15 protein-coding genes and 1 pseudogene are annotated in these 23,583 nt (G+C 36.4%); 12 read left to right on the top strand and 4 right to left on the bottom strand.

Features of this window, described 5'->3' with window-relative positions; translation table 11 throughout:
- Nucleotides 1-40: 40 nt before the first annotated feature.
- On the bottom strand, nt 41-442 hold the full coding sequence (locus ACLCEG_RS03775) for a hypothetical protein (RefSeq protein ID WP_410565949.1): 402 nt from the start codon (nt 440-442) through the stop codon (nt 41-43).
- A pseudogene (locus ACLCEG_RS03770) lies at nt 435-1,775 on the bottom strand (MFS transporter). The gene ACLCEG_RS03775 and the pseudogene ACLCEG_RS03770 overlap by 8 nt, the downstream one beginning before the upstream one ends.
- A 98-nt stretch (nt 1,776-1,873) precedes the next feature.
- On the opposite strand from ACLCEG_RS03770, the gene ACLCEG_RS03765 reads away from it, so the two are divergent.
- The 3 genes from ACLCEG_RS03765 to ACLCEG_RS03755 all read left to right on the top strand — a co-directional run bounded on the left by ACLCEG_RS03765 (nt 1,874) and on the right by ACLCEG_RS03755 (nt 8,657).
- The gene (locus ACLCEG_RS03765; RefSeq protein WP_410565946.1) at nt 1,874-2,767 is read left to right on the top strand and encodes a LysR family transcriptional regulator; all 894 of its coding nucleotides are present in this window, start codon (nt 1,874-1,876) and stop codon (nt 2,765-2,767) included.
- 102 nt (nt 2,768-2,869) lie between these two features.
- On the top strand, nt 2,870-5,653 hold the full coding sequence (locus ACLCEG_RS03760; RefSeq protein WP_410565943.1) for a type VI secretion system Vgr family protein: 2,784 nt from the start codon (nt 2,870-2,872) through the stop codon (nt 5,651-5,653).
- Between the two features lie 7 nt (nt 5,654-5,660).
- On the top strand, nt 5,661-8,657 hold the full coding sequence (locus ACLCEG_RS03755) for a hypothetical protein (RefSeq protein ID WP_410565941.1): 2,997 nt from the start codon (nt 5,661-5,663) through the stop codon (nt 8,655-8,657).
- Nucleotides 8,658-8,679: 22 nt separating this feature from the next.
- Here the strand turns inward: ACLCEG_RS03755 and ACLCEG_RS03750 are convergent, their stop codons facing one another.
- Both ACLCEG_RS03750 and ACLCEG_RS03745 read right to left on the bottom strand, forming a co-directional pair.
- A complete protein-coding gene (locus ACLCEG_RS03750) occupies nt 8,680-9,651 on the bottom strand; it encodes a formylglycine-generating enzyme family protein (RefSeq protein WP_410565938.1) in 972 nt (323 codons plus the stop codon).
- Nucleotides 9,652-9,976: 325 nt separating this feature from the next.
- Nucleotides 9,977-10,945 carry a formylglycine-generating enzyme family protein gene (locus ACLCEG_RS03745; protein WP_410565935.1) on the bottom strand — a complete coding sequence of 323 codons (969 nt, stop codon included), beginning with the start codon at nt 10,943-10,945 and terminating at the stop codon, nt 9,977-9,979.
- A gap of 747 nt (nt 10,946-11,692) precedes the next feature.
- Here ACLCEG_RS03745 and ACLCEG_RS03740 point away from each other — a divergent pair.
- From ACLCEG_RS03740 to tssM, 9 genes are all read left to right on the top strand, one after another.
- The gene (locus ACLCEG_RS03740; protein ID WP_100191550.1) at nt 11,693-12,382 is read left to right on the top strand and encodes a hypothetical protein; all 690 of its coding nucleotides are present in this window, start codon (nt 11,693-11,695) and stop codon (nt 12,380-12,382) included.
- A 16-nt stretch (nt 12,383-12,398) separates the two neighbouring features.
- Nucleotides 12,399-12,902 (top strand): type VI secretion system contractile sheath small subunit, encoded by a 504-nt coding sequence (gene tssB / locus ACLCEG_RS03735; protein WP_004702470.1) that lies wholly within the window; start codon nt 12,399-12,401, stop codon nt 12,900-12,902.
- Nucleotides 12,895-14,376, top strand: a complete 1,482-nt coding sequence (gene tssC, locus ACLCEG_RS03730) for a type VI secretion system contractile sheath large subunit (RefSeq protein WP_004702469.1) — start codon at nt 12,895-12,897, stop codon at nt 14,374-14,376. The genes tssB and tssC overlap by 8 nt, the downstream gene beginning before the upstream one ends.
- Before the next feature lie 49 nt (nt 14,377-14,425).
- Complete coding sequence (locus ACLCEG_RS03725) at nt 14,426-14,929, top strand: Hcp family type VI secretion system effector (protein WP_000653195.1); 504 nt, start codon at nt 14,426-14,428, stop codon at nt 14,927-14,929.
- Between the two features lie 79 nt (nt 14,930-15,008).
- Nucleotides 15,009-15,485 carry a type VI secretion system baseplate subunit TssE gene (gene tssE, locus ACLCEG_RS03720; RefSeq protein WP_039255167.1) on the top strand — a complete coding sequence of 159 codons (477 nt, stop codon included), beginning with the start codon at nt 15,009-15,011 and terminating at the stop codon, nt 15,483-15,485.
- A gap of 16 nt (nt 15,486-15,501) precedes the next feature.
- Nucleotides 15,502-17,313 carry a type VI secretion system baseplate subunit TssF gene (gene tssF, locus ACLCEG_RS03715; protein WP_410565932.1) on the top strand — a complete coding sequence of 604 codons (1,812 nt, stop codon included), beginning with the start codon at nt 15,502-15,504 and terminating at the stop codon, nt 17,311-17,313.
- Nucleotides 17,277-18,275, top strand: a complete 999-nt coding sequence (tssG, locus tag ACLCEG_RS03710) for a type VI secretion system baseplate subunit TssG (RefSeq protein WP_410565929.1) — start codon at nt 17,277-17,279, stop codon at nt 18,273-18,275. Before tssF ends, tssG begins: the two co-directional genes overlap by 37 nt.
- Complete coding sequence (locus ACLCEG_RS03705; protein ID WP_410565926.1) at nt 18,272-19,684, top strand: hypothetical protein; 1,413 nt, start codon at nt 18,272-18,274, stop codon at nt 19,682-19,684. Before tssG ends, ACLCEG_RS03705 begins: the two co-directional genes overlap by 4 nt.
- A gap of 30 nt (nt 19,685-19,714) precedes the next feature.
- Nucleotides 19,715-23,554, top strand: a complete 3,840-nt coding sequence (gene tssM / locus ACLCEG_RS03700; RefSeq protein WP_410565923.1) for a type VI secretion system membrane subunit TssM — start codon at nt 19,715-19,717, stop codon at nt 23,552-23,554.
- Nucleotides 23,555-23,583: the final 29 nt, after the last annotated feature.

Genomic DNA, 23,583 nt, shown 5'->3' with positions numbered 1-23,583 from the left:
TAAGCAAAATAGGTGCCATCTTTAAGGTGTTTTAGATGAGTTAAGAAGATGATGGAATTAAAGTTTCATGCAAATAAACCCAATAACACTTTTCACCTTCTACTTTAATGCAGGCCGTCGAAGTGCGTAATGTTTCGGTTTCATCAGTTTGCTGATGTTCCTGATATTGCACCCAACAATAATTTTCAAATTCGTATAAAGCTGTACTCTTAATAATGTCGATTTTTAAAGAAGGTTTCTTCCCGATATTCTGGCTAAATAAACTATTCACTTCAGCGAAACCAATACTCTGGCCTTGAACCGTAACCATCTTAAAATTCTGATCAAAGCTATCTAAAAGTGGACTCAGACTTTGCTCTACATTTTTTCCTGTAAATACATTTTCTATTAAAATATGTAGGTCAATGACACTTTGAATGGCTTGATCCATTTGATTAGACATGGGTTTTCTCCTTTAAAATGGGAATGAGTGAAAGTAAGCAGAGTAAAGCTGCAATTAAAAAAGTATGTTGATAGCGAACCAGATCGCTTGAGCCAGACATCAAGTTATATATCGAAATGAGAACGACAGTACCGACACTAAATGAAACCTGTCGATTAATATTCCAGAGCACACTTCCTTGTAATAAATCTTGGCCTGAAAAATCAATTAATGAGCTAATTTGGGCAATATTGGCACTTAAGCCCCCGCCCATACCCATCAATAAATAAGCAATTACTAAAAAGCTTAAAGGGCTAGTGTTTGAAATACAAAACAAAAGAAATATGCCAAGGCTATGTAGGGTTATTCCAATAATAAGAAGAGACTTTTTTCCTAACCGTTGATAGAGCAGGCCACCACTAATCATGGCTGCGAGTGCCCCAGTTGCATAGAGCAACATGAATAAACCAGTTTGTTTTGCATTAAAGCCAAAGTTAAGCTATAAATTAAAAATATTGAGTAAATTTACGCCTGTAAAAATACCCGGAACGGCATAATAGACAATAAATGCATGACGTAAATTTTTATTTTTTAATAACTCAAGATTAAGAACAGGACGGGAAATTTTCTTCGCATGTCGAATATAAAAAATAAGCATTCCGGCCGAAAGTAGAAAACTCGTTAGAGCGAATGAGGCGTTGTGATAATCACTATAGAATGAAAAGGAGAGTAACAAACATAACAGGCTTATATTAAAAAAACCTAAGCCTTTTATGTCTGGTTTTTCACTCGACATATTCTCTGTTTTTTTAACCCATAACCATGCCAGAGCTGCCGCCAGTAAAGAAAAAGGAAGGTTAGATAAGAATACCCATCTCCAATTCAATGAATCAATAATTACGCCACCAATGGCAGGTGAAAAAGCTGGTGCAATCAGAGCAATTGCCATAATTAATGTAGAAATGCGTTGGCGTTCTTGGTTCGGGAAGAATGCGTATACGAGAGCTTGCCCGACTGGAATTAATAAACCTCCTGCTACACCTTGAATAAATCGCCATAAAATTAAACTATAAATCGATTCGCTAAAGCCAATAAAGCAGATGCTTATCGAGAATAACAGCATTGAATAACACAATAATTTTTGGCCCCCAAGTTTGGTGGCTAACCATAAACTCATGGGCATAATTAAAATGAGGCCGAGAATATAAGCATTTGTTACCCAAGCGACCATCGATTGGCTAACTGAAAATGACGATGCAATATGAGGCAATGCAATTGCAGACATAAAAATGTTGATGCAATCAATAAAGAACCCAAGTAAAAACACTGTTGCTATTTTATATCGATAAGACATACCTACCTCCGAGCAGGCAGGGTAAGATCTAGCTCTTTTATTGTCGATGCAAGCGAAGTAAAATCATTGTTTGATAATTTTAAACAATTGGCTTAGTTGTGCAAAAAAACCTCAAGCAAATTACCAGTTTTTTACAGGTCGTTGATTCCGGCTCTTTTACCAAGGCGGCTGAAATTTTAGGCTTAAGCCGATCAATGGTGAGTATTGATATAAAACAATTAGAAAAGCAGCTAAATACAAGCCTATTAATTCGCAACACTCGTAATATTGCATTAACTGAAATTGGCCAGCATTTTTATGAAGATTTTAAACAAATCCAACTTCATATTGATGAAGCATTTGAACGAAGCCAACACTTAGGGACAAGCATTACAGGCACTTTACGGTTTTCGTCTACCAATGAGTTTGGCCAACGTTTTATTCTGCCTTTACTTCCTGAGTTTTGTAGGCTTTACCCAGATTTACGCTTACAGTATTCATTTAATTCATCTCTCGATGATTTAGTCACTGAAAAATTAGATCTGGTTGTTCGCTTAGGAAATTTAAAAAACTCATCTCTAAAAACTCGGAAAATTGGGGAATATCCCATTTATCTTGTCGCTACTCCGCAATTTATACAAAAACATCCTGTAGAAAATATATCCGATTTGGCAGATGTCCCTTGGATTGGACACACCTTATTAAATTGGCAAGATTCACAATATATTTTGCAAAACAGTTTAGGGGAGCAATATGCATTACCTTTTATTCGAAGTCAGTATGAATCAAATTCGGTAACAGCTATTCATCAAATGGCTCTTTCATCTTTAGGTGTGGCAATTTGTCCTGCATGGTTAGTTGATGAAGATATTCAAAACAATCGCCTAATTCGGTTATTTCCAGATTTTTCGTTACCGTTACAAAGTATTCAGTTACTTTATCCTCACGCCTCTAGTTTGCCTGCCAAAACACGTGCCTTGATAGACTTTTTGGTGGCTCGTTTTACCTTTTGATAAAATAAAAGTAATGTAAATGATGCGATTTAAAGCCATATAAATAGACAATTCTGTCTATCTTTTATAAGATAACGCTGATTATGACCCAGTTTTATAATAATGATGTCCCATAAAATATTTCAAATTTTAGATAGTTTAGGTTTGGTTGCACAGAATCGCGTACTTCATGTGCTATTTTCCAACCCATCATTAAATCAGCAAGTCTTCTTGCAACGTATTGAAGGCGAACATACCCTTAATCAGGGTAGCGTTGCTGAATTATTGTGCCTATCTACAAATGCACATATTGCATTAAAACAATTTATTGGCTGTCAGGTTGCTATCGATCAGGTCACTGACATGGGCCAATTTTTTAGAACGACAGGTATTATTACCGAAGCGAGTCAAGGTCAAAGTGACGGCTCACTCACCATTTATAATTTAACTTTAAAAGACCCAACTGCACTCTGGCATAAACGCCGCAATAGCCGCGTGTTTATGAATAAAAGCGTGCGTGATATTAGCGAAATTTTGTTTAAAGAATGGCAAGGCAAAAGTCCGTTATTTGCTTCAAGCTTAACCCTTGATACATCTGGCTTAACCAAAGACTACGATGTGCGTCCATTTGTGATGCAGTCTAACGAAAGCGATTATGACTTTTTAACCCGTTTGTGGCGTAGTGAAGGCATTAATTGGCTTATAGATGAATCACAGCTTTTGGTCGCTGATCCGAATGCTTCGATTCAGCCACAAGTGCTACGTTTGATTGATGAAAATCAAAACTATAAAGCCCTTGAACGCCGTAACCTACGTTACCAACGCAGCAGTGCGACAGAACAGTTCGATACCATTACTCAAGTTAAAGCTGAACGAAGCCTACAGCCGACGTCGGTTCATATCCAACGCTGGCAAGCCGATGCCTTACAACAAGAAGAAGGTAGTGGCAGCGTACAAGGCACCCAAAAGCACAGCGAACACTATGATAATGCGAGCCTAAACCTTGAAGATGCATGGCACGTTAGCCCCGCGTGGATGCAGGACTTAAAAGGTGAAGATCAAGCCACCGCTTCAGGCAATAGCCAGATTGAACAGTTCAATCAGAACATCAATGCTTACCATCATCTGACTTCTAAACAGTTTACCGTTTCAGGTAATGTCCGCGATGCACAGGTGGGTTACTGGTTTGAACTCAATGACCACCCGGAACTCGACCAGCATGACAGTGCTGATAAAGAGTTCTTGATCTTAAGCAAGCACTACTATAACCAGAATAATTTACCGAAAGAATTACAACAGCAGCTTGAGCGCCTATTACCACAAAACAAACTCAAGGCAACTGAACTCGACACGCAAAATCCTGAGCAGCGCCATTTTGCTGAACTCAATGTCGTTCGACGCAACATTAAAGCTGTCCCAGAATATAACCCGCTAGAACACCGTCCAGAAGCTTATCCGCAGCGCGCTAAAGTAGTAGGACTAGAAGGCGAAAGCATTCATGTCGACCAGTGGGGACGTATTAAAGTCCGCTTCCTGTTTACCCGAGCTGACGACCATAGCCATGATGGTGGAGCAGGCAGTAACGACAATGACACTGACTCAGCTTGGGTCGATGTGCTGACCCCATGGGCAGGTGCAGGTTATGGAGCACGCTTCTTGCCACGCGTGGGCGAGATCGTGGTGATTGACTTCTTTGACGGCAACATTGACCGTCCATTTGTGGTAGGGCGTATTCACGAAGCTGAACGCCACCCAACCCAGTTCGACCAGAAAGGCCAATTACCTGATACCAAAAAGCTCAGTGGTATTCGCTCTGAAGAAGTCGACGGCAAAGGCTTTAACCAACTCCGTTTTGATGACACTACAGGTCAAATCAGTGCCCAGCTACAAAGCAGCCATGCGGCTAGCCAACTCAACCTCGGTAACTTAAGCCATCCAAAAGACAAGGCGGAAAGCGACGGTCGTGGCGAAGGCTTTGAACTCAGAACTGACCAGTGGGGTGCGCTACGTGCAGATAGTGGCTTACTCATTAGTACTCATAAACAAGACCAAGCTCAAGGTGTACACCTAGACGCAGCTGAGGCCAAACAACAAATCGAAGGCGGTCTTAGCAATGCCAAGTCACTCAGCGAAGTGGCTAAAAATCAGCAAACTGACCCACTGGATATGCTTGAGAACATTCAGACTTTGTTAGAAGTTCTCAAACAAGAAGATCCTAAAAAGGCTGCTGAGTTTCAATCAGCGGTCATGTTGTTGGCCTCTCCAAAAAGTATTGCCGTAAGTAGTAATGAGGATGTTTATCTCAGTGCAAATAGGCAGCTTAATCATAGTGCGGGAGATAGCATTAACATCAGCACACAAAAAAATATAGTGGGTCATGCGAGTCAAAAAATAAGTCTGTTTGCTGCCCAAGAAGGTGCTCGACTTTTTGCTGGTCAAGGTAAAGTTGAAATTCAGGCGCAAGGTGATGCTTTGGATGTGATTGCTCGAAAAGGCGTGCAAATTACTTCAACCGAAGACACAGTTTTTATTACTAGTCCAACTGAAATTAATCTGACTGCAAATGGATCTCAAGTGAAACTCAATGGTTCAGGCATTTTCCCTGTTACGGGCGGTAAGCTTGAGGTGAAAGCAGGGCAGCATGTGTTTATGGGAGGGGAAAAGGTTACTCCACCTAAAAAACAGGAAAATAAACGGTGTTATTTGACTTTTGAAATTACTGATTTAGATGGAAAGCCTGCGAAAAATGTTGAGTATATTGCCTTTAGGATGGATGGTAGCCGACAAAAGGGGAAAACTAACGCCCAAGGTTTGACTCAAAGATTTGAAACAGATGGGTCGGAGCAAATTTCCATTCATATTAGTGATGAAAATGCTTCTAAATATAAACTAGTGGTAAAAGGTTAGAGATATAATGAATCGCTATACTACTTTTGAATATACAATAGTTTTTTATAATCAAAGAAATAAAGAATTACCAAATGTAAAATACAGCATAACCTTTTTCTGTGAAGATGGGACGAAAGAGACTTATAAGGGTACTACAAACTCAAAAGGACAAACAAAACCAATTTCATTAAATCAAAATGGAAAATTGCATATTTTTGTTGAGGGGTATGAAACTATTTTCAGCCCTAAGAAGACTATAAAGCCTATTTTGGCTGAGGGAAATAATATAGTTGAAGTAAATGATATAAGACTTAAAGGCAATACTTCATTTTTAACAAAAGCTCAATATGAGCTTATGCAGAAAAAAGCAAGTAAAGATTTGGAAGAACTAAGAAAAAATGCTAAAGCGGTTAAACAAAAAAATTTTTTCAACTTATCGAAAATACGACCAGCTTTCCCTTCAGATTTGGCAGAAGAATTAAATGAAAGGCTTAATATGTCTTATGAGGAATACAAAAAGAAAAATACACATAATGTAAAAAAAACAAAATATCTTAAGTTTAAAAACTATGCCTTATATAGATTTGTTGATAGCGCTGGAAATGGTATTCCAATAGTAGATTATCAAATATTCGCTCAAAATCAGAGTAAACCTTTAATCAATGCAAGGCCGGGACCACCTGATAAAAAAGGATATACCCAATTAGTTTACACACATCTGAAAAGTAGAGTTACATATACTTTAGGATCTGCTATAAAAAATAGTGAATGGTACGAGCCGATTACCTGTATAGATAAACAAGTCATTTATCAAATTATTTTTCCGACTTCGATAGCAGTAACTCAGCCTGATATTAATCATAAAGAAAACATGGGGGCAAGACAAAAGCCACCTATAGTGATTAACCCATGTACCAATGAAGTACTTGTTTTGCCACCTGCAGTCTATGCTGAATTTGATAAAAAAACCAAAATATTATCTGACGCAGTGAAGGAGGTTCATAAGTCGAATGCAAATCTAACAAAAGCAATTCAAAGTCGTGATTTGGATGAAATCAAAGAATTGGAAAAACGTTTAAATATAAATCAGGAAAAGGCCATTGAAAAGATTAATGGTGAATTTAAACAAAGAGCTGATTTAAGAGAAGTGTGGGTGGTCGAGTCCACAGGTAAAACTAACGAAAAAGCATCTAAATATAATTTAAAGCGTCGTTATTTAAAAGTTACAGAATATGAAGAGCTAAAAGCAAAGCGTAGGAATCCTCAGACAAATGTGGATGTAACGGCAAATCAATATACTGTACAACAACCTGCACAAATCCGTAGTAGTTTTGAAAAACTTTCACAACAACTTTTGACAGCGAAAGGTAGTGTTGGAAGTGATGAGAAAGCTGTTTATAACTTAATAGGGGGCTTGGGGGGCGAAATTGCGGAGGAGTACAAAAATAGTAGAGACATTACGGTTACCCAAGAAGCACAGTGGATGCGCATGGTCGCTGGAGCAAGTGGCGAAGGTTCAATAAGTGCTGCGCCAAAAGGGGTAAGTATTAAGGCTTCTGGAGATATGTCAACTAAATGGACATTATTTGAAGGAGTTAAAGAATGGCGTAAATTTTATCCGTGTGAAACAGGCTGGAAACTTGAATATGATAACTATGATTTAGGAACAATCCGTTTTTTAATTGGGGCGGAGATATCTGGTTTTTCAGGAGCAAATTTAGGGATCGCTGGCAATCTATCCGTTGATATTTCTTATCAAGGCACAACTCAGGTCATAAAGGCTGTGGTAAGACCACCAGAAAGATCAATGAGTCAAATGGTAGATCGTAATAAAAAGCCAATGTTTCAGCCAGCACAAGGGAGTTTAAAAATAATTGGTAATAATCAGGAAAATGCGCAGAATCAAGGCAATATTGGTATTAATGCATTTGCTGGCGCTCAAATACAAGGTTTACTTAAAGGGGCTATAGAGTGGTTTAAGCCTAAAGGGGATGGCAGCGGTGAAGGAGAGTTTGTGGCAATCGCTTCAGCTGCGGCTGGCGGTGGTGTTAGCGCAGGAGCGGGTGCACAAGGGCAATTTCAAATTGGCTACGATCGAAGTTCAGGTAATTTCAAAATATTAGTAGCAGCTCATCTATGTTGGGGAATAGGAGCAAAAGGAGTGGCCTCATTTGTTGTGGGGACAGAGCATTTTTTAAGTTATCTTGGTTTTATTAAAACCCAAGTTGCTCACGCAGGATTTAAGACATTACTCTACATAAATGAAGCGGCATTTTTGTTAACTGCACAGGTTTTGGCTTATTGTATAGGTGAGAATCATCCTGTAACTGAGAATATAAAAAAAATATCAGAATTATATGGGGAATGGCTCGATAGGTTGGATATTGATCAAGGACGTTATAAAACTGCACAAAATATTAACTCCAGTTCCGGAAAAAAAGAATTACTTTATGCAACACCTGAAACTAAAGGGATTCTACTTTATGCAGTAACACATTGGACAGATAGAACTGCTCCTATTTTTGATATGAATGTTAAATTTTCAGATATGAAAGTTGAATTTTTCCCAACTAGGAAGACAGCAGTAATCAATATTTTTAAAACATGTATCTCTACTGAGGAATGGGAAAATACGATTCAGCATATCCATCCGCAAGGAATAAAACTTACTAAAACTCAATTAGGTAAGGTAGAGGGAGATATTATTCGTTTTCTTAATTATGGAAATGATGAAAAGTACGCGGAAGATATAATTCGTTGTCTAAATTCAGGTATTGACTATAACGGTACTCAAATAAATACATGGCTTCAAGACTATTTAAAATACCGCAAAGGAGCGAAGAAAATTGCGGGTTCGTTGAATTATATGCTGGTAAAAAATCAAGATGATATGCGTTTTAAACAGTTGCAAATACAGCAAGCGGTATGGAGTGGAGAGGAAGATATGATTCTCATGGCGAGTAATCAAAATATTCTTAAACCTTTTGATGATACTGATGAAAGTAAAGTATATAAGGCTTAGTTACCTTATATACTTTTATATTTTAGTAATTAACGGCACATCGTACAGAATTTAATCGATTTAAATCTATATTATATTTTTTAATATCAGGATCATTTGATAGTTTGGGATCTTCTACAGGATGAATAGCATGGCGACTAAAGGTAAAACCTCCAAACATTTGTAAGTTCTGTCCATCAGATGGTTCTGAGCTTCTTACGACCTTAAGGGTTCCTGTTTTAGGACCGTGGGGGTTCTTTTCAGTAGATTTGCTATAGTACTGTGGGTCATACCAGTCTAGTATCCACTCATAATTATCGGTAATCATGTCATATAAACCTAAGGGAGTGGCAGGAAACTGTTGGAGAATAGAAATATCTTTATTGGCGTGATATTGTTGCTTTGAAAGAGTACGTTGTTTTAAGCTCCAAACGTTTCTACCAATATCAATTTTACCGTTGTCTGTAGGGTAAAGAATGTATTGTCCGCGATTTCGAGCAGCATATTCCCATTGGGCTTCAGTCGGTAAATCCATTTTTAAATTAAGTTGTTTTCCTAGCCATTGGCAATAATTTTGGGCTTGCTGCCAATTGACGCCTGCTGCTGAATTAGCAATACGATATTTTATTGAAATATTATCAAATTTCCCAATTTTTTCTTGCCCTGTAACTTCAGTGTATACATCAAAATCAGCATAAGTTGCTTTTGTTGCACTTAATGCAAAGTTGTCTAAAGTGACTTTATGTAAAGGTTTACTATTTGCATCACTATCATAGGGTAATTTATCTGGGCTTTTTTCCTCACCAAAGTCTCCCATCATGAAAGTACCTCCCTTAATTTCTATAAGATTCTTTCTTGTTTTATCGAGGAGTTGTTGTAGTTTCTTTTGTTGCTCTGGTGAGAGGTTTTGTTTGGTTGTTGGGGGTTGAGCTTGGTCTGTATTATTCAGTGATTTTGCACAAGCAGTTAATGTAATACTTGAAAGTAGAATGATTGCTAAATTTTGTCTAATCATCTTATTTAAAAATCATGTGGTTAAGTGGTAATATGATCATTTTAGTAAGACCAACAAGAGATATAAATAGAGATTTTGTTATTTCCATATAGAAATAATATAACTTTTTAGAGAGTAATCATTTCATGGATGTTTATAATAAAGTTTTTCTTATTCCTCCTATTTTATTAATATGTTTAGAAAATTTCAAATAACTAAGCAACTTAGAATAGGTTGTTCTAATGACAAGCAGCTAGAATATTCTTACGCTTTTGATAAAGACCAGAGGGATAAATATAAAACATATAAGAATATAGTTACCTTATATGTTTTATAATAATCAATTTTAATTAACTGCGCATCTGACTGAATTATTTTGATTTAAGTCAAGATGATGTTTTTTTGTCAATTTATCTTTAGCGGCTTCAGGGTCTTCTACAGGATGAATAGCATGTCTACTGAAAGTGAAACCTCCAAATGATTGTAGAGTCTGTCCTTCAGATGGAATTGAGCTACGTACAACTTTAAGAGTCCCTTTTACGGGGCCGTTAGGGTTTTTCTCGGGAGATTTGCTATAGTACTGTGGGTCATACCAGTCTAGCATCCACTCATAATTATCGGTAATCATGTCATAAAGTCCTAAAGGGGTTGCAGGAAACTTTATTAACTCAGGGATATTTCTAAAAGCATTTAATTTATTTTGTTGATTTTGACGCTGTTCAAAACTCCAAACGTTTCTACCGATATCAATTTTACCGTTGTCTGTAGGGTAAAGAATGTATTGTCCACGATTTCGTGCAGCATATTCCCATTGTGCTTCAGTAGGCAAATCCATTGTTAAATTTAATTGTTTTCCTAGCCACTGACAGTAGCTTCGTGCTTGCTGCCAATTGACGCCAGCTGCTGAATTGGGAATTCGATCTTGGATTGATAACTCATCAAATTTCCCAATTTTTTCTTGCCCCGTGACTTCAGTGTATACATCAAAATCAGCATAAGTTGCTTTGGTTGCATTTAATGCAAAGTTGTCTAAAGTGACTTTATGTAAAGGTTTACTATCTGCATTGCTATCATAGGGTAATTTATCTGGGCTTTTTTCCTCACCAAAGTCTCCCATCATGAAAGTACCTCCCTTAATTTCTATAAGATTCTTTTTTGTTTTATCGAGTAGTTGTTGTAATTTCTTTTGTTGCTCTGGTGAGAGATTTTGTTTGGTTATTGGCGTATGAGCTTGATCTGTATTATTCAGTGATTTTGCACAAGCAGTTAATGTAATACTTGAAAGTAGAATAATTGCTAAATTCTGTCTAATCATCTTATTAAAAAAAACATATAGTTGAAGGTGATACGAGTATTCTAATAAGAAATATGAATAGTGGGTATTCAATTTATTTGAAGGTTAAAAGTAATTTTTAAGAAAATACAATATACCGCTAACATGTGGCTCCTAGTCTAGATCATTACAACAATCAAAATAATAATTTTCAATTTTTATCAAAAAAACCGATTCAAGCAAAAAACTATAGAAAAGATATGGTCGCGTACGGAGAGTATGTTTTTTTTGTGCTAGGGAAGCATTAAATTGGTTTTAAAAAATATGATAGATAGACAGATTAGTCTTGACAACTTTAATTATTTTATGTAATGGGTGGTGCTTTGTGACTCGATCTGATTTGTTACTAACCAAACAGAATTAACTTTAATGTCATTTAAGATTAAATATTTTTAAGAAAATGTTTCATATGCAATAAGAAGCTAATAATTTAATAAATTTTAAATAATTTTTATATTGTAAAAAAATCATAAATATCAATTGTTTATTTTTATTTACAAAAATAAACAATATTATTTTTTTGTTAGAAAAACTTTATTAAGCTATATTTTATAAGCATCTTAACTATTTGCTTTTAGTTTAAGTCGATATGATTTTTATATAAAATATGTTTGTTTATATGATAAACTGCGATCAAATTTTTTGAATATAAGGTTTAAACTTGATTTTTTAATATTTATAAAATGTTAATTTTTCAATAAAACCTTGATTAAATAAGAAGATAGAGGAATGAAAGTTGTGTTAAAGCAAAGTGTTTTGATACTTTTTTTAATTGGTAACTATGTTGGTTTATCTTGTGCACAAGCTGCAGAATTAGAGCCTATAAAACTAAAGAAAAGTTGTATTAAGAAAAATCCTATAATCGAGGGTCAAACTGATCCAGAGTTGTTAAGTCTTTTTAAACAAGTATGTGATACAGATAATTCTACTCAAAAGAATGATTTATTAGCTAAAGCAGCTATGCGGTTTTATCAGACCAACCAACCAGTTAAAGCATTAAATTTAGCTAATCAATTGCAGAGCCAAAACGTTCGTGGTTCATTATTAACAGATGTAATGTTTTTATCTGGTGTAAGTGTTGCAAATAACTCTTTGCAACAAATGCGTGGACAGGAAATGCGTTATTTAACAAATGACGTGACATATCCTCCAGCAAAGCAGTTAATTGAAAATATTCATACGGCAATGCCAGCACCTGATCCGTCAAGTTTTAAAAGTAGTTCGGAAGGTAGTTCGGCTGATAATGAAAAAAGAAGTTATAGAAAACAAAATGTAGTGCGTAATCGAGTTTCTAGTTCTCGATCAACAACTAAACATACAGTAACGCCAGTAAAAACACCTGCGGTTAAACCAAAAACTGCGCCTGTTGCGAGTGTTAGTAAATCAAAAAGTTCGCCTTTTGACCCTTTAACTAAATAATCTGGGATAGAACCTTATGGCTAAAAGAGAAAGCGTACAAAAGAAGCTTCAACGAATTCGACCTCCTCGTGTTCAGCTTACTTACGATGTTGAAATCGGTGATGCAAAAGAAGCGAAAGAACTCCCGTTTGTTGTTGGTGTGATGGGTGATTTTTCCGCAGCATCTGAGCTTGAACGTACAAAATTAAAAGATAAAAAATTTATTAATGTAGATTTAGACAATATCGATGAAGTAATGGAGTCGTTGTCTCCAAGAGCTGCTTTTCAGGTAGATAATACGCTAACTGAAGAGGGTGGGCGAATGGCAGTTGATTTAACATTTAAGTCAATGGAAGATTTTCGTCCAGAAAATGTTGTTCAACAAGTTGATCCATTAAAGAAACTCGTTGAAGCGCGTGAACGTTTAACTGATTTAAGAAACAAAATTTCTAACAGTGAACGTTTAGAAGATTTGCTTGATGAAGTTCTTAAAAATACTGATCAAATTCGTAAATTAAGTGCGGAGGCTGATCATGAATAATACTCAATCAGCAGCGATGCCACTTGTTGAAAATGAAGAAGTTAATCTTTTAGATTCGATTGTTGAGCAAAGTCGTATTGCACGAAATGACGAAGAGCATACGCGTGCTAAAAGTCTAATTGGTGAACTTGCTAAAGAAGTAATGGCTGGAACCATTACTGTTTCTGAAAATATGACTTTATCAATTGATAAGCGTATTGCAGAAATTGATGCACTGATTTCAAGTCAGTTAAGTCAGATTATGCACAATGAACAATTTCAAAAAATTGAGTCAACGTGGCGTGGTCTTTATTACTTCTGCCAAGAAACTCCTTCAAATCCGCTCATTAAAATTCGTATGTTAAATACGACAAAGAAAGAGTTAGTAAAAGATTTTCAGGGTGCTACAGACTTTGATCAAAGCACTTTATTTAAGAAAATTTATGAAGAAGAGTACGGCTCTTTTGGTGGTGCTCCATATTCAGCATTAATTGGTGATTTTGAGTTTGACCGTACACCATCTGACATGTATTTGCTTGAACAAATTTCTCATGTTGCAGCAGCAGCGCATGCGCCATTTGTTTCAGCAGCTAGCCCAAGCATTTTAGGCCTTGAGTCATTTACAGATATTGATCGTCCTAGAGATGTTTCAAAAATCTTTGAAACGGCTGAATATGTACAATGGCGTTCATTCCGTGATAGTGAAGATTCACGTTATGTTGCATTGACGTTGCCACATGTTCTAGGTCGTCTCCCATATCATCCAAAAGAAGGCACTGCGACAGAAGGCTTTAATTTTATTGAAGATGTTTCTGGTGAAAACCACAATGAATATTTGTGGATGAACGCAGCTTATGCTTTTGGTACTCGTTTAACAAATGCATTCGATATGCATGGTTGGTGTGCCGCTATTCGTGGTGTTGAAGGTGGTGGTTTGGTTGAAGGTTTACCAGTCCATACATTTAAAACACAAGATGGTGAAGTCGTATTTAAGTGTCCAACTGAAATCGCAATTACAGATCGCCGTGAGAAAGAGCTAAGCGATCTAGGCTTTATTCCGTTAGTACATTGTAAAAATACAGATTACGCAGCTTTCTTTGGCGCGCAATCAACTCAAAAACCTAAAAAATATGACAATGATACTGCCAATGCAAACTCGGCTTTATCAAGTCAAATTCAGTACATCATGGCTGTTTCACGTATTGCACATTACTTAAAAGCAATGATGCGAGATAAAGTGGGTAGTTTTGCTTCTGCCGGTAATGTTGAAGCATTTTTAAATGAGTGGTTGTCACAGTATGTATTACTTGATGACGGTGCTTCTCAAGAAGCAAAAGCTCAATACCCATTACGTGAAGCGTCTGTAAAAGTTGTAGAAGATCCTGCTCAACCAGGTCACTACAAATCTGTGGTTTTCTTGCGACCACATTTCCAGCTGGATGAGTTGTCGGTTTCTTTACGACTTGTCACTGAGTTACCTCAGTCCTCAAATTAATCAAGGTCAGCTAAAGAATAACTTTAAATTAAAAATAGGAAAGTTCTAAATGAAAGATATATACGTTGAGTTTCGCGGTAAATACAAAGTTGATGGAGAATCTCGTGATTCTGAGCACAAAGGTTGGTTAGAAGTTAACTCTTGGTCTCATAACATTCGTCAACCTAAATCTGCTACTTCAAGTAGCGTAGGTGGCCACACTGCTGAACGTGTTGAACATTCTGACATGGTTTTCGTGAAAGACTTAGATGCTACTAGCCCGAAACTATGGGAAGCATGTTCAGCTGGTTATACATTTGATGAAGTACAAATCGATTTTTATCGTGCAAATGGCGATAAACGTATCAAGTACTTACAAATCAAATTGAAGCACGTTCTAGTTTCTAGTGTGACTCCAACTGTTAACGAAGAAGGCGTTCCTACAGAAGCATTTGGCTTGAAATATGCTGCTGTTGAGTGGACTTATAACCAACAAGATATTAACGGTACTGCTAAAGGTGCTGTTACTAAAAAATGGTCACTTTCTAATAATACAGCTTCTTACGCTGCATAATTATTTAAGTGAATATTTGGTGGAGGCTGACATAAAGTTAGCCTCTGCTGTCTCTAAATGTGCTTTGTTGTGAACTCGAATGAACTTAGATCGGCTTTATCCATACGGATTTCGTTCAACTTTATTTGATCGCTTAATTCCAGAAAGTGAAGATTATGCAAAAGGTCTTTCTATTCAGCAATTAAGAGAATCAGTCGCAAACGATTTAGAAGACTTGCTCAATAGTCGGGTAGCAAAGTTAGATCATGTGGTTGATGACTATCCGCTTGTAAAAAAATCGATACTTCAGTTCGGGATTATTGATTTTGTTGGGCTTTCTACAGCCAATCCTCTGGACCGAGATAAAATTTGCCAATCCATTGAGCAATCAATAGCAGCTCATGAACCTCGGCTAAGACAAATACGGGTAGAGATGTTGTTAGATGGACATAATATGGGCGCATTATGTTTAAGTATTCAGGCTTATCTAAATATTCACCCTCTATATGAACCTGTTGTATTTGATGCATTGTTAAAACCAACAACGCAGCAGTATGTAATTTCAGCGAGAACTTAAGCGTAGTGGGTGTGTTGTGATAGAAGAGCTTTTACCGTTTTATGAAAAACAATTACAAGAATTTGGTCAGCAATCTCGAGAATTTGCCCAAAAATATCCAAAAATTGCTCAGCGCTTATCTTTAAATCAAGAGCAAATTGATGACCCGCATATTGAACGTCTGATACAGGCTTTTTCGCTGATTGCCGCTCGAATCGATAAAAAACTTACAGACAGTTATGATGTTTTTACTCGTTCTTTATTTGAGGTAATGTTTCCTCAATACTTGCGTCATTTTCCTGCTTGTTCAGTTGTTAGCTTTGAAGATATTAATAAAATTAAACAGCTTACAGAGCCTCATCTTGTACCTGACCATACGGTTTTGAAATCTCGTAGTTTTAAAGGGGTACAGTGTGAGTTTAATACAACTCAAGATGTTAAATTACTACCTATTCATTTAAGTGGTTTAGATTTTAAAACTACACCTAGTGCACATATGCACTTAAATCAAAATGCAACGTTGAGCCTTAAATTTGAAATTTTTAACAGTGCTCATGCATGCTTAGTTCATGAGAAGCTTCCTATTTATTTAGATGCTATCTCTAATTTTCCTTTACAAGTACTTGATAGTATTTTTAAAAAAGGGACCAGTTTTGCGGTTAAACATGGTCAAACGATTGTCGAGTTGGGTAAGAATCCATTCGAATTAATAGGTTTTTCTGAACAAGAAAGTTTATTACTTCTCGATCAACATACGCATCATGCTTATCGTTTGTTGATGGAATATTTTTGTTTCCCAGAAAAATTTAGCTATCTTAAACTCAATTTAGATTTTTTAAAGGCTATACCTCAGCAAGTATCCGAATTTGAGCTTTTAATTCATTTTAAATTAAATTTAAATGATCAAGCCGTTGTTAGAAACTATTCTGAATTAAATATTGCAAACTTTAAATTGTTTACTACCCCAGTAATCAACTTATTTGAAAAATATGCGGAACCTCAAAAAATAGTTCATAAGCAACTCGAATATCCACTCGTTACAGACGCTCATCATCCTGAATTTTATCAAGTATATTCAATACTTGAAATGAATATGGTACGTGAAAAAACAAATCAGGAAGAAAGCTATGTTCCTGTTTTACCATTTTTTGCGATGAGCCATTATCACAATGATACAGCTCGCTTTTTTTACTCAGTGAATTATCAAAAGTTACAGTCTAATTTTGTTGAAATGGGCTATTCCATTATTTCTAAAAATCTAAATCCATTTTCAACACGCTCAGATTTTATTAGCACCAAATTATTATGTTCAAACCGTGACTTGCCTCATGAAGCACTGGGACAGTCTAATAACGTATTAAATTTAAATGATAGTAGCTTGGCTAGACGTGCCATTGTTTTAAAGCGACCAACAAAGCCTTATAAGTTTGAACAAGGCCAAAGTGAGCAATGGCGTGTGATTTCGCATCTTTCATTAAATAGCTTAGCGCTTATGAAAGGGGATGCTGTTTCTCATGTTAAAGAGCTGTTGGCTTTATATAACTTACCGCAGTCAAAAGAAAATTATTTAATTATTGAATCAATTAAAAAATTAGAATTTTCACTTACCCATAAACTTGTAGATGGCAAACCATTTCCAATGTTTGTGAGAGGGGTAAAAGCTGAATTACAAATTGATTCATCTGTATTTAGAGGGCATAGCTTATATATTTTTAGTCAACTATTAAGTCGTGTTTTTAATTTAAAGGTTCAAATTAATAGTTTTGTTGATTTGGTGGTTAAGGATTATTCATCTCAGCAGGAGTTATACCAATGCAGTCAGAACGTTGGTGGCAAGACTCTTCTATAACGGCTGAGTTATTTCAACGCCCTAAATCTTTTGAATTTATTCAAGCAACACGGTTATTGCGTCATAGCCCAGCTAATGATTCTTCTTCGTCGTGGACTGATCATTTTAAGTTTGAGACCTCATTTAACTTAAACTTTCCGGCCACCGAGATTGAAAGTTTAGAATTAGTAGATGAGCGTGTTCATTTAACAAACTTGATTGTTGGTCTTACTGGTATACAAGGTGCATTACCTTATACCTATACAAATAAAATTAAGCAGGCTCCACGGCAGCAACGCGCTGAAACTAAAGAGTTTTTGAGTTTATTTAATCATAAGTTAACGAGTCAGTATGTAGAGTCAAGTATTACTTATCACTTGCCTGTGCGATATGAAATAGAAAATAAAAATGATTATTTAGATATTCTGCATGCTTTAAATGGTTATGTTAGATCACAACATCAACAACAAGATTTAGATGAATATTTTGCCGAATTTTCAGGTTTAATGCAGGGGCAAAATAATACTGTTCATGCTTTGAAGACTATGTTGAGTTGTATATTTAAGCATGAAATTACAATTAAAGAGTTCATACAAGAATCATTTAAGTTGGCAAGTGATCAGTTAACAACTTTGGGCGGAAGCCAGCCTAGCTTACTTGGTATAAATACGTTTTGTGGAGAAACGATTCAACAAATTGATGGAAAAATTGAGATTCAGATTGGTCCGCTTAAGCGTAGGCAATATTTAAAGTTTTTACCTCATCAAGAGCTTAGTTTAAAGCTCAAAAAAATTGTAGAAACATGGTGCAGTCCGACTCTATCAATCGATTTAAGATTGATACTGGATGAGTCGGAAATACAACCTGTTCGCCTAACTCAAAGCCAAGAAAGTGGCTTAGGGCAAGGTGCTTTTTTAATGTCTCGCAAGCCTAGTACACATAGCCATGAAACATGTTATAGCCTTATTGGAGAGCAAATATGATTAAAAAAATATTACTCTCATTCATCGCTATTTTTACAATTGTTAGTGGATTGATTATTTTCTACTGGCGTGATGTTCAATATAACCCTGATAAAGGTGATTTTTTCCTTTATTTCCTTTTGTTACCGGCAATCATTACACTGGCGATTTTATCGCCTTGGTTGATTTATAGCGCTTATAAAAGCTATAAACAAAAGAAAGAGAAAGCTGCAAATCAACGTCAAGATGATGATAGTCAAAAACAACAGACTACACCTGATCAGCCTTTAGAGCAGCTAGATTTCCATATTTACTCTGCTTTCGCTATACATGCGTTAGGTGAGAATGAAACGATTATTGAAGAAATACAAGATTTCAAAAGCCCAGAACTTGATGATCAGTTGTTAAATTCTTATGGATTACCTCTTTTATCTTATCGAATTAAAGATTTAGTTGAGTCGAGTGAAGAGGATTTTCAATACACCGCTTCACCAAGACAAGTTCGGATCATGTCTTTAATAAGACAGCAATTAGAACAAAACATAGAGAATTTGTACCACTTGGCTGAACATTTAAAGCGTTCAATTTTATTTTATGAATCTCATCAGATCCGTGAATATCACATGCATCCTGCATGGGTTGATCCAAATTCTGAATATGAAGATACAGAAACACCTGTAGTTGAAGTACATCGTTTAAATCGACTGAATTTACACATTCTTCTTCCAGAGGATTTATTGCATATATGGAATGATGAGCAAAGTAATGATTTGATTTTAGAATTCTTTACTGAAATTGGCATTATTTCCCAAAAAGTTCATATCGAATATCACTTTTGGGGAGAGCGTGTAGCTTATCAAGAATTTATTCATTTATTAAAACGTATTCAAAAGAAAGAGCATGAAGTTTTTCTCGTGCTTGCTGTTGATTCAGAAATAGATCAAGACCTGATTGATGAAAAGTCTTGGATGGTTAAGGACTATATTCCGGCAGAGTTCGCGGCAAGCTGCCTTATTGCAGATCCCTCTTTAAAAATTGAAGAACTTGAACCTGCTAAAAATTTAAAAATTGTGATGGGGCAAGAAAAGACAGAAAAAGTTCTTAATACTCTGAACTTAAATGAATTGCCGCAGTACGCTGGGGAAGAGCCATATGTACTTATTCTTTCAGACCAGACAGATATAAAAGCAGCGAAGCATTTGCAGCAGCAATTTACACAAACTTCTGTTGAACCACATCACTTTATTTATGTGAAATCTTCATTGGGGCATACCCAGCATTTAGTTGATATTTATGGCTTTATGCTCAGTATGCATTTTCCTGAACATATCGTTCCTTTTGTCTTTGGAGAAAATACGGTGTCAGTACATACCTTTGTGCAGAGTGTCACTGAAAATTCAGAAGATGATGCGATGGTGTTGAATAGCTAATTTAAACTTTGAACTTAGAACGAGAATAGAATGCATACAATTTTAGGCTACTTGTGGCAGTACATCACGAATCCTAAAGCAATTATCGCCTTGTCATTGTTCGTGGCATTGATGTCTTCCTATACTTCAATTCCTCGCCATATATTTTGGGCTTTAGCATCTGCATATGCTTTAGGGCTCATTGTTTATGGAATTTATTGGCTAATTCAGCGCAAGAAGCATGCGGTTCAAGGTGAAGAGCTTGCTGAAGCGATTGAAAAAGATACTCAAGCAGAGTACGGTAAAAATAAAGATAAAGAAGAACTGCAACTTATCAGCCAACAAATGAAAGAATCTATTCAATTGATTCGTAAGTCAAAGTTAGGCGATAAGAAGGGTAATGCAGCACTATATGAATTGCCGTGGTATATGGTTATTGGTAACCCAGCTGCTGGTAAAAGTTCTGCGATCTATAATTCTGGTTTAAAGTTCCCTTTTGAAGAAACCCATCAAAAAATGGTTTCGGCTGGTTTAAGTGGTACCCGTAATTGTGACTGGTTCTTTTCTACAGAGGGTATTTTATTAGATACGGCTGGTCGTTATTCGGTATATAGTGAAGATCATTCAGAGTGGTTAGGTTTTTTAAATATATTAAAGAAGAACCGTTCTAAAGCTCCGGTAAATGGCTTAATTCTTATTGTAAGTATTGCTGAACTGGTGAGCCAAAGCCCTGAACACTCATTGAAACTTGCTAAAAATTTACGTGCTCGTATTCAAGATTTAACTGAACGTTTAGAAGTTGTAGTGCCTGTTTATTTAGTCTTTTCAAAAATGGATTTGATTGCGGGTTTTACCGAGTTTTTCGAATTCTATGAAGTACAAGAATATAATCAGGCATGGGGTGCAACATTACCATATGAGCAAAACTCTTCTCATAATGCGGTAGATCTTTTTGAGAAACATTACACTATTCTTTACGATGGTTTAAAAGGGGTGAGCTCGACTCACCTTAGCCGTCGACACTCTCAAAATATTTCACCGAGTGTGATGACTTTCCCATTAGAATTTAAAACATTAAAACCTGCACTCAAAAGTTTTATTGCTACATTGTTTGAAGACAATCCTTACCAGTTCCAGCCAGTTTTCCGTGGTTTCTATTTCACAAGTGCCTTGCAAGAAGGTGTGATCGAAAGTCCAATGACTGAGCAAATTGCACAAGAATTTCAGCTTTCTCAAATTGCACAAAATGAAGTAAGAGATCAATTAAAAACAACACCTAACCATGGTTATTTCTTAAAAGGCCTATTTTCAGAAGTCATTTTAAAAGATAAAGATTTAGTTAAACAGCATGTTAATACAAGCAGAAAACGTCAACGCTACATTGCATTTATTGGTGCTTTAGCGGGTGTTTCAATTATTCTGGGTGTATGGGTTTGGTCGTATCGCAATAACCAACAGCTTATTTCTGAAGTTCAAGCTGATTTAAATAAAGTCGTTCAGTTAGAGAAGGGTTCGGGTCAACAATTATCAACTCAATTGGAAGCCCTACTTATTTTACAAAGACGTCTACAGCAATTAGACGAGTTTGATGAAAATAGACCTCTAAAATTTAGTTTTGGTTTATATCAAGGCAATGAATTACGTGAAAAATTAAAAGCTGAATATTTAAAAGGCGTTAAACAAATTGTTTTAACACCTACTCAGCAAAATATTGCTCAGTATTTGCAACGTGTGAAAAATAATGAAGCGACTTTAAAAGCAAATCATACCAACGTTGAGATTAAGCAAACTGCTCAAACTCAGCAATATTTAGAGCCGTCAGATACCAACCCTCAAGATGCTTATAATGCATTGAAAGCATATTTGATGATGAGTAATCCACAGTATATGGATGCAAGTCATTTAAGTGATCAGGTAACACGTTTCTGGCGTTCTTGGCTGGATGCCAATAAAGGGCAAATGCCACGTGCAGATATGATTCAGGAAGCTGAACAGATCTTGTCGTATGCAATGACATTAGCAAATGATAAGCAGTTCCCAATTTTGGATGCTGACTCTCAATTAGTTGACCAGACACGTCAAGTATTGCTCTCTGTGATTAGAGGTATGCCAGCACGTGACCGTGTTTATAACGAAATTAAAATGCGTGCTGCTGTTCGCTTCCCAGCTTTGACAGTAAGTCAAATTGTTGGTGAGGCAAATAAAAATGTTGTGTTAGGCAGCTATGCATTACCAGGTGTATTTACTCAAAAAGCTTGGAATGACTACGTAGAAAAAGCCATTGAGGAAGCAGCAGATAAGCCTACAGATAGTAAAGACTGGGTGCTTAATAGCCGTCAATCTGATGACTTAACTTTCTCGGGTAGCCCAGAGCAAATTAGAAAGCAGCTCACAGCACTTTATAAGCAAGAATATATCGCGGAATGGAGAAAATTCTTAAGTGGTATTCACTATGCAAAAGCAAATCAATTTGCTCAGCAAGTCAAAAATATTGATGTATTAGGTGAGCCACAAAATTCACCAATTCGCACGCTTATTGAACGTGTAGCAATTGAAACAAATTGGGATAATCCCGTTGTTCAAGCAGAATTAGCTGCTCCTCAAAAAGGATTTATTGCATGGTTCAAACGCAAAGTCTTAAACCGTGATGATAAACAATTAGCAAATCAAGCAGTTGCTAATGCTCAAGGTGCTATCTCTCAAGAATATCAAATGTTCTATCAGTTGGTTCGTAAACGTGATGATCAACAGGGTAAATCTTTACTTGATGAATATATGACAAATCTTGCTTTAGTGCGTAGTAAGTTTAATGAACTTAAAAATGCGGGTGAGGTTGGGCCAAGTGCTATGACATTGGTTAAGCAAACCTTAAATGAGCAGACATCGGTATTTAATCAGACTCAAAAAATTGTAGATGAAAAAATGGCGGTTGGTTTCAGTGAAATTGATCAGCAACTTTTACAAAAATTAGTGGTAAGTCCTCTTACACAAGCTTTTGAAAGTCTAATTACACCGACTCAAGATGAAATTAATAAACTTTGGGTTATGCAAGCGTATCAGCCATTTACTACAAATCTTGCTAAGAAATATCCATTTAACTCATCCGCTTCTTTACAAGCAACAAGTAGTGAAATTGGTCAAATTCTTGGTGAAAACGGTAGCATTTCCCGTTTTGTTAAAGAGAGCTTAGACCCATTTGTTATTCGTCGTGGCTATACCTTAACTTCAAAAACATGGAAAGATTTGGGTATTAGTTTAAACCCGCAATTTGTAATGAATTTCCAACGCTATGTTGCACCTACAAATGGTATGGCAACTGGGGAATTAAATAGTCAGGCACCAGCGGCTCCGGCAACAAATCAGTCTAACTTCCAGTTCTACCCAATTCAAAACCCGCAATTGCTTTCATATACCGTTGATATTGATGGTCAGCGTATGACTTATGAAAATGGTGTACAGCAATGGGTTAACTTTATTTGGCCAAATCAAGGCAGCATTCCTGGTGCGCGTATTACGGCTGTAGATTTACAAGGTCAAACCCATACGATTTTTGATGAGCCAGGTGAATATGGTATTAACCGCTTAATTGATAGTGCACAGCGTAAAGAGCAGAACGGTGGTTTCGAAATGCTTTGGCGCAGTAAGACGGATCCATCATTGTTTGTGAAAATGAACTTCCGTCTTATTAGTAGTAACTCAGGCAGTATTGGTTCAAGTCGCGGTTACTCTGGTATGCAATTGGTTGACAAAGTTACTGCTGATAAAGCTGCCCGTGTTGTATCGGCGCAGCAAGCACCAGCTCAGGCTGCTGCTCCTACGAAACCTGCAAATCCAGTTGCTGCATTAACACAACCTGCTGCAACTCAACCAACTGCGGGAGTTAAGCCATGACAGGGAAAGTAACCTCAACATTAAAGGAG

This window comes from Acinetobacter sp. H1(2024) (assembly GCF_046557555.1).
Taxonomy (GTDB): Bacteria; Pseudomonadota; Gammaproteobacteria; order Pseudomonadales; family Moraxellaceae; genus Acinetobacter; species Acinetobacter seifertii.
The sequence above is the reverse complement of the archived record's forward strand: the minus strand, read 5'-3'. Positions and strand labels throughout refer to the sequence as shown.

Coding starts and splice junctions, on each gene's coding strand:
- ACLCEG_RS03775 (WP_410565949.1), bottom strand. CDS start 442: ATGTCTAATCAAATGGATCAAGCCATTCAAAGTGTCATTGACCTACAT.
- ACLCEG_RS03760 (WP_410565943.1), top strand. CDS start 2,870: ATGATGTCCCATAAAATATTTCAAATTTTAGATAGTTTAGGTTTGGTT.
- ACLCEG_RS03755 (WP_410565941.1), top strand. CDS start 5,661: ATGAATCGCTATACTACTTTTGAATATACAATAGTTTTTTATAATCAA.
- ACLCEG_RS03750 (WP_410565938.1), bottom strand. CDS start 9,651: ATGATTAGACAAAATTTAGCAATCATTCTACTTTCAAGTATTACATTA.
- ACLCEG_RS03745 (WP_410565935.1), bottom strand. CDS start 10,945: ATGATTAGACAGAATTTAGCAATTATTCTACTTTCAAGTATTACATTA.
- ACLCEG_RS03740 (WP_100191550.1), top strand. CDS start 11,693: ATGAAAGTTGTGTTAAAGCAAAGTGTTTTGATACTTTTTTTAATTGGT.
- tssB (WP_004702470.1), top strand. CDS start 12,399: ATGGCTAAAAGAGAAAGCGTACAAAAGAAGCTTCAACGAATTCGACCT.
- tssC (WP_004702469.1), top strand. CDS start 12,895: ATGAATAATACTCAATCAGCAGCGATGCCACTTGTTGAAAATGAAGAA.
- ACLCEG_RS03725 (WP_000653195.1), top strand. CDS start 14,426: ATGAAAGATATATACGTTGAGTTTCGCGGTAAATACAAAGTTGATGGA.
- tssE (WP_039255167.1), top strand. CDS start 15,009: ATGAACTTAGATCGGCTTTATCCATACGGATTTCGTTCAACTTTATTT.
- tssG (WP_410565929.1), top strand. CDS start 17,277: ATGCAGTCAGAACGTTGGTGGCAAGACTCTTCTATAACGGCTGAGTTA.
- ACLCEG_RS03705 (WP_410565926.1), top strand. CDS start 18,272: ATGATTAAAAAAATATTACTCTCATTCATCGCTATTTTTACAATTGTT.
- tssM (WP_410565923.1), top strand. CDS start 19,715: ATGCATACAATTTTAGGCTACTTGTGGCAGTACATCACGAATCCTAAA.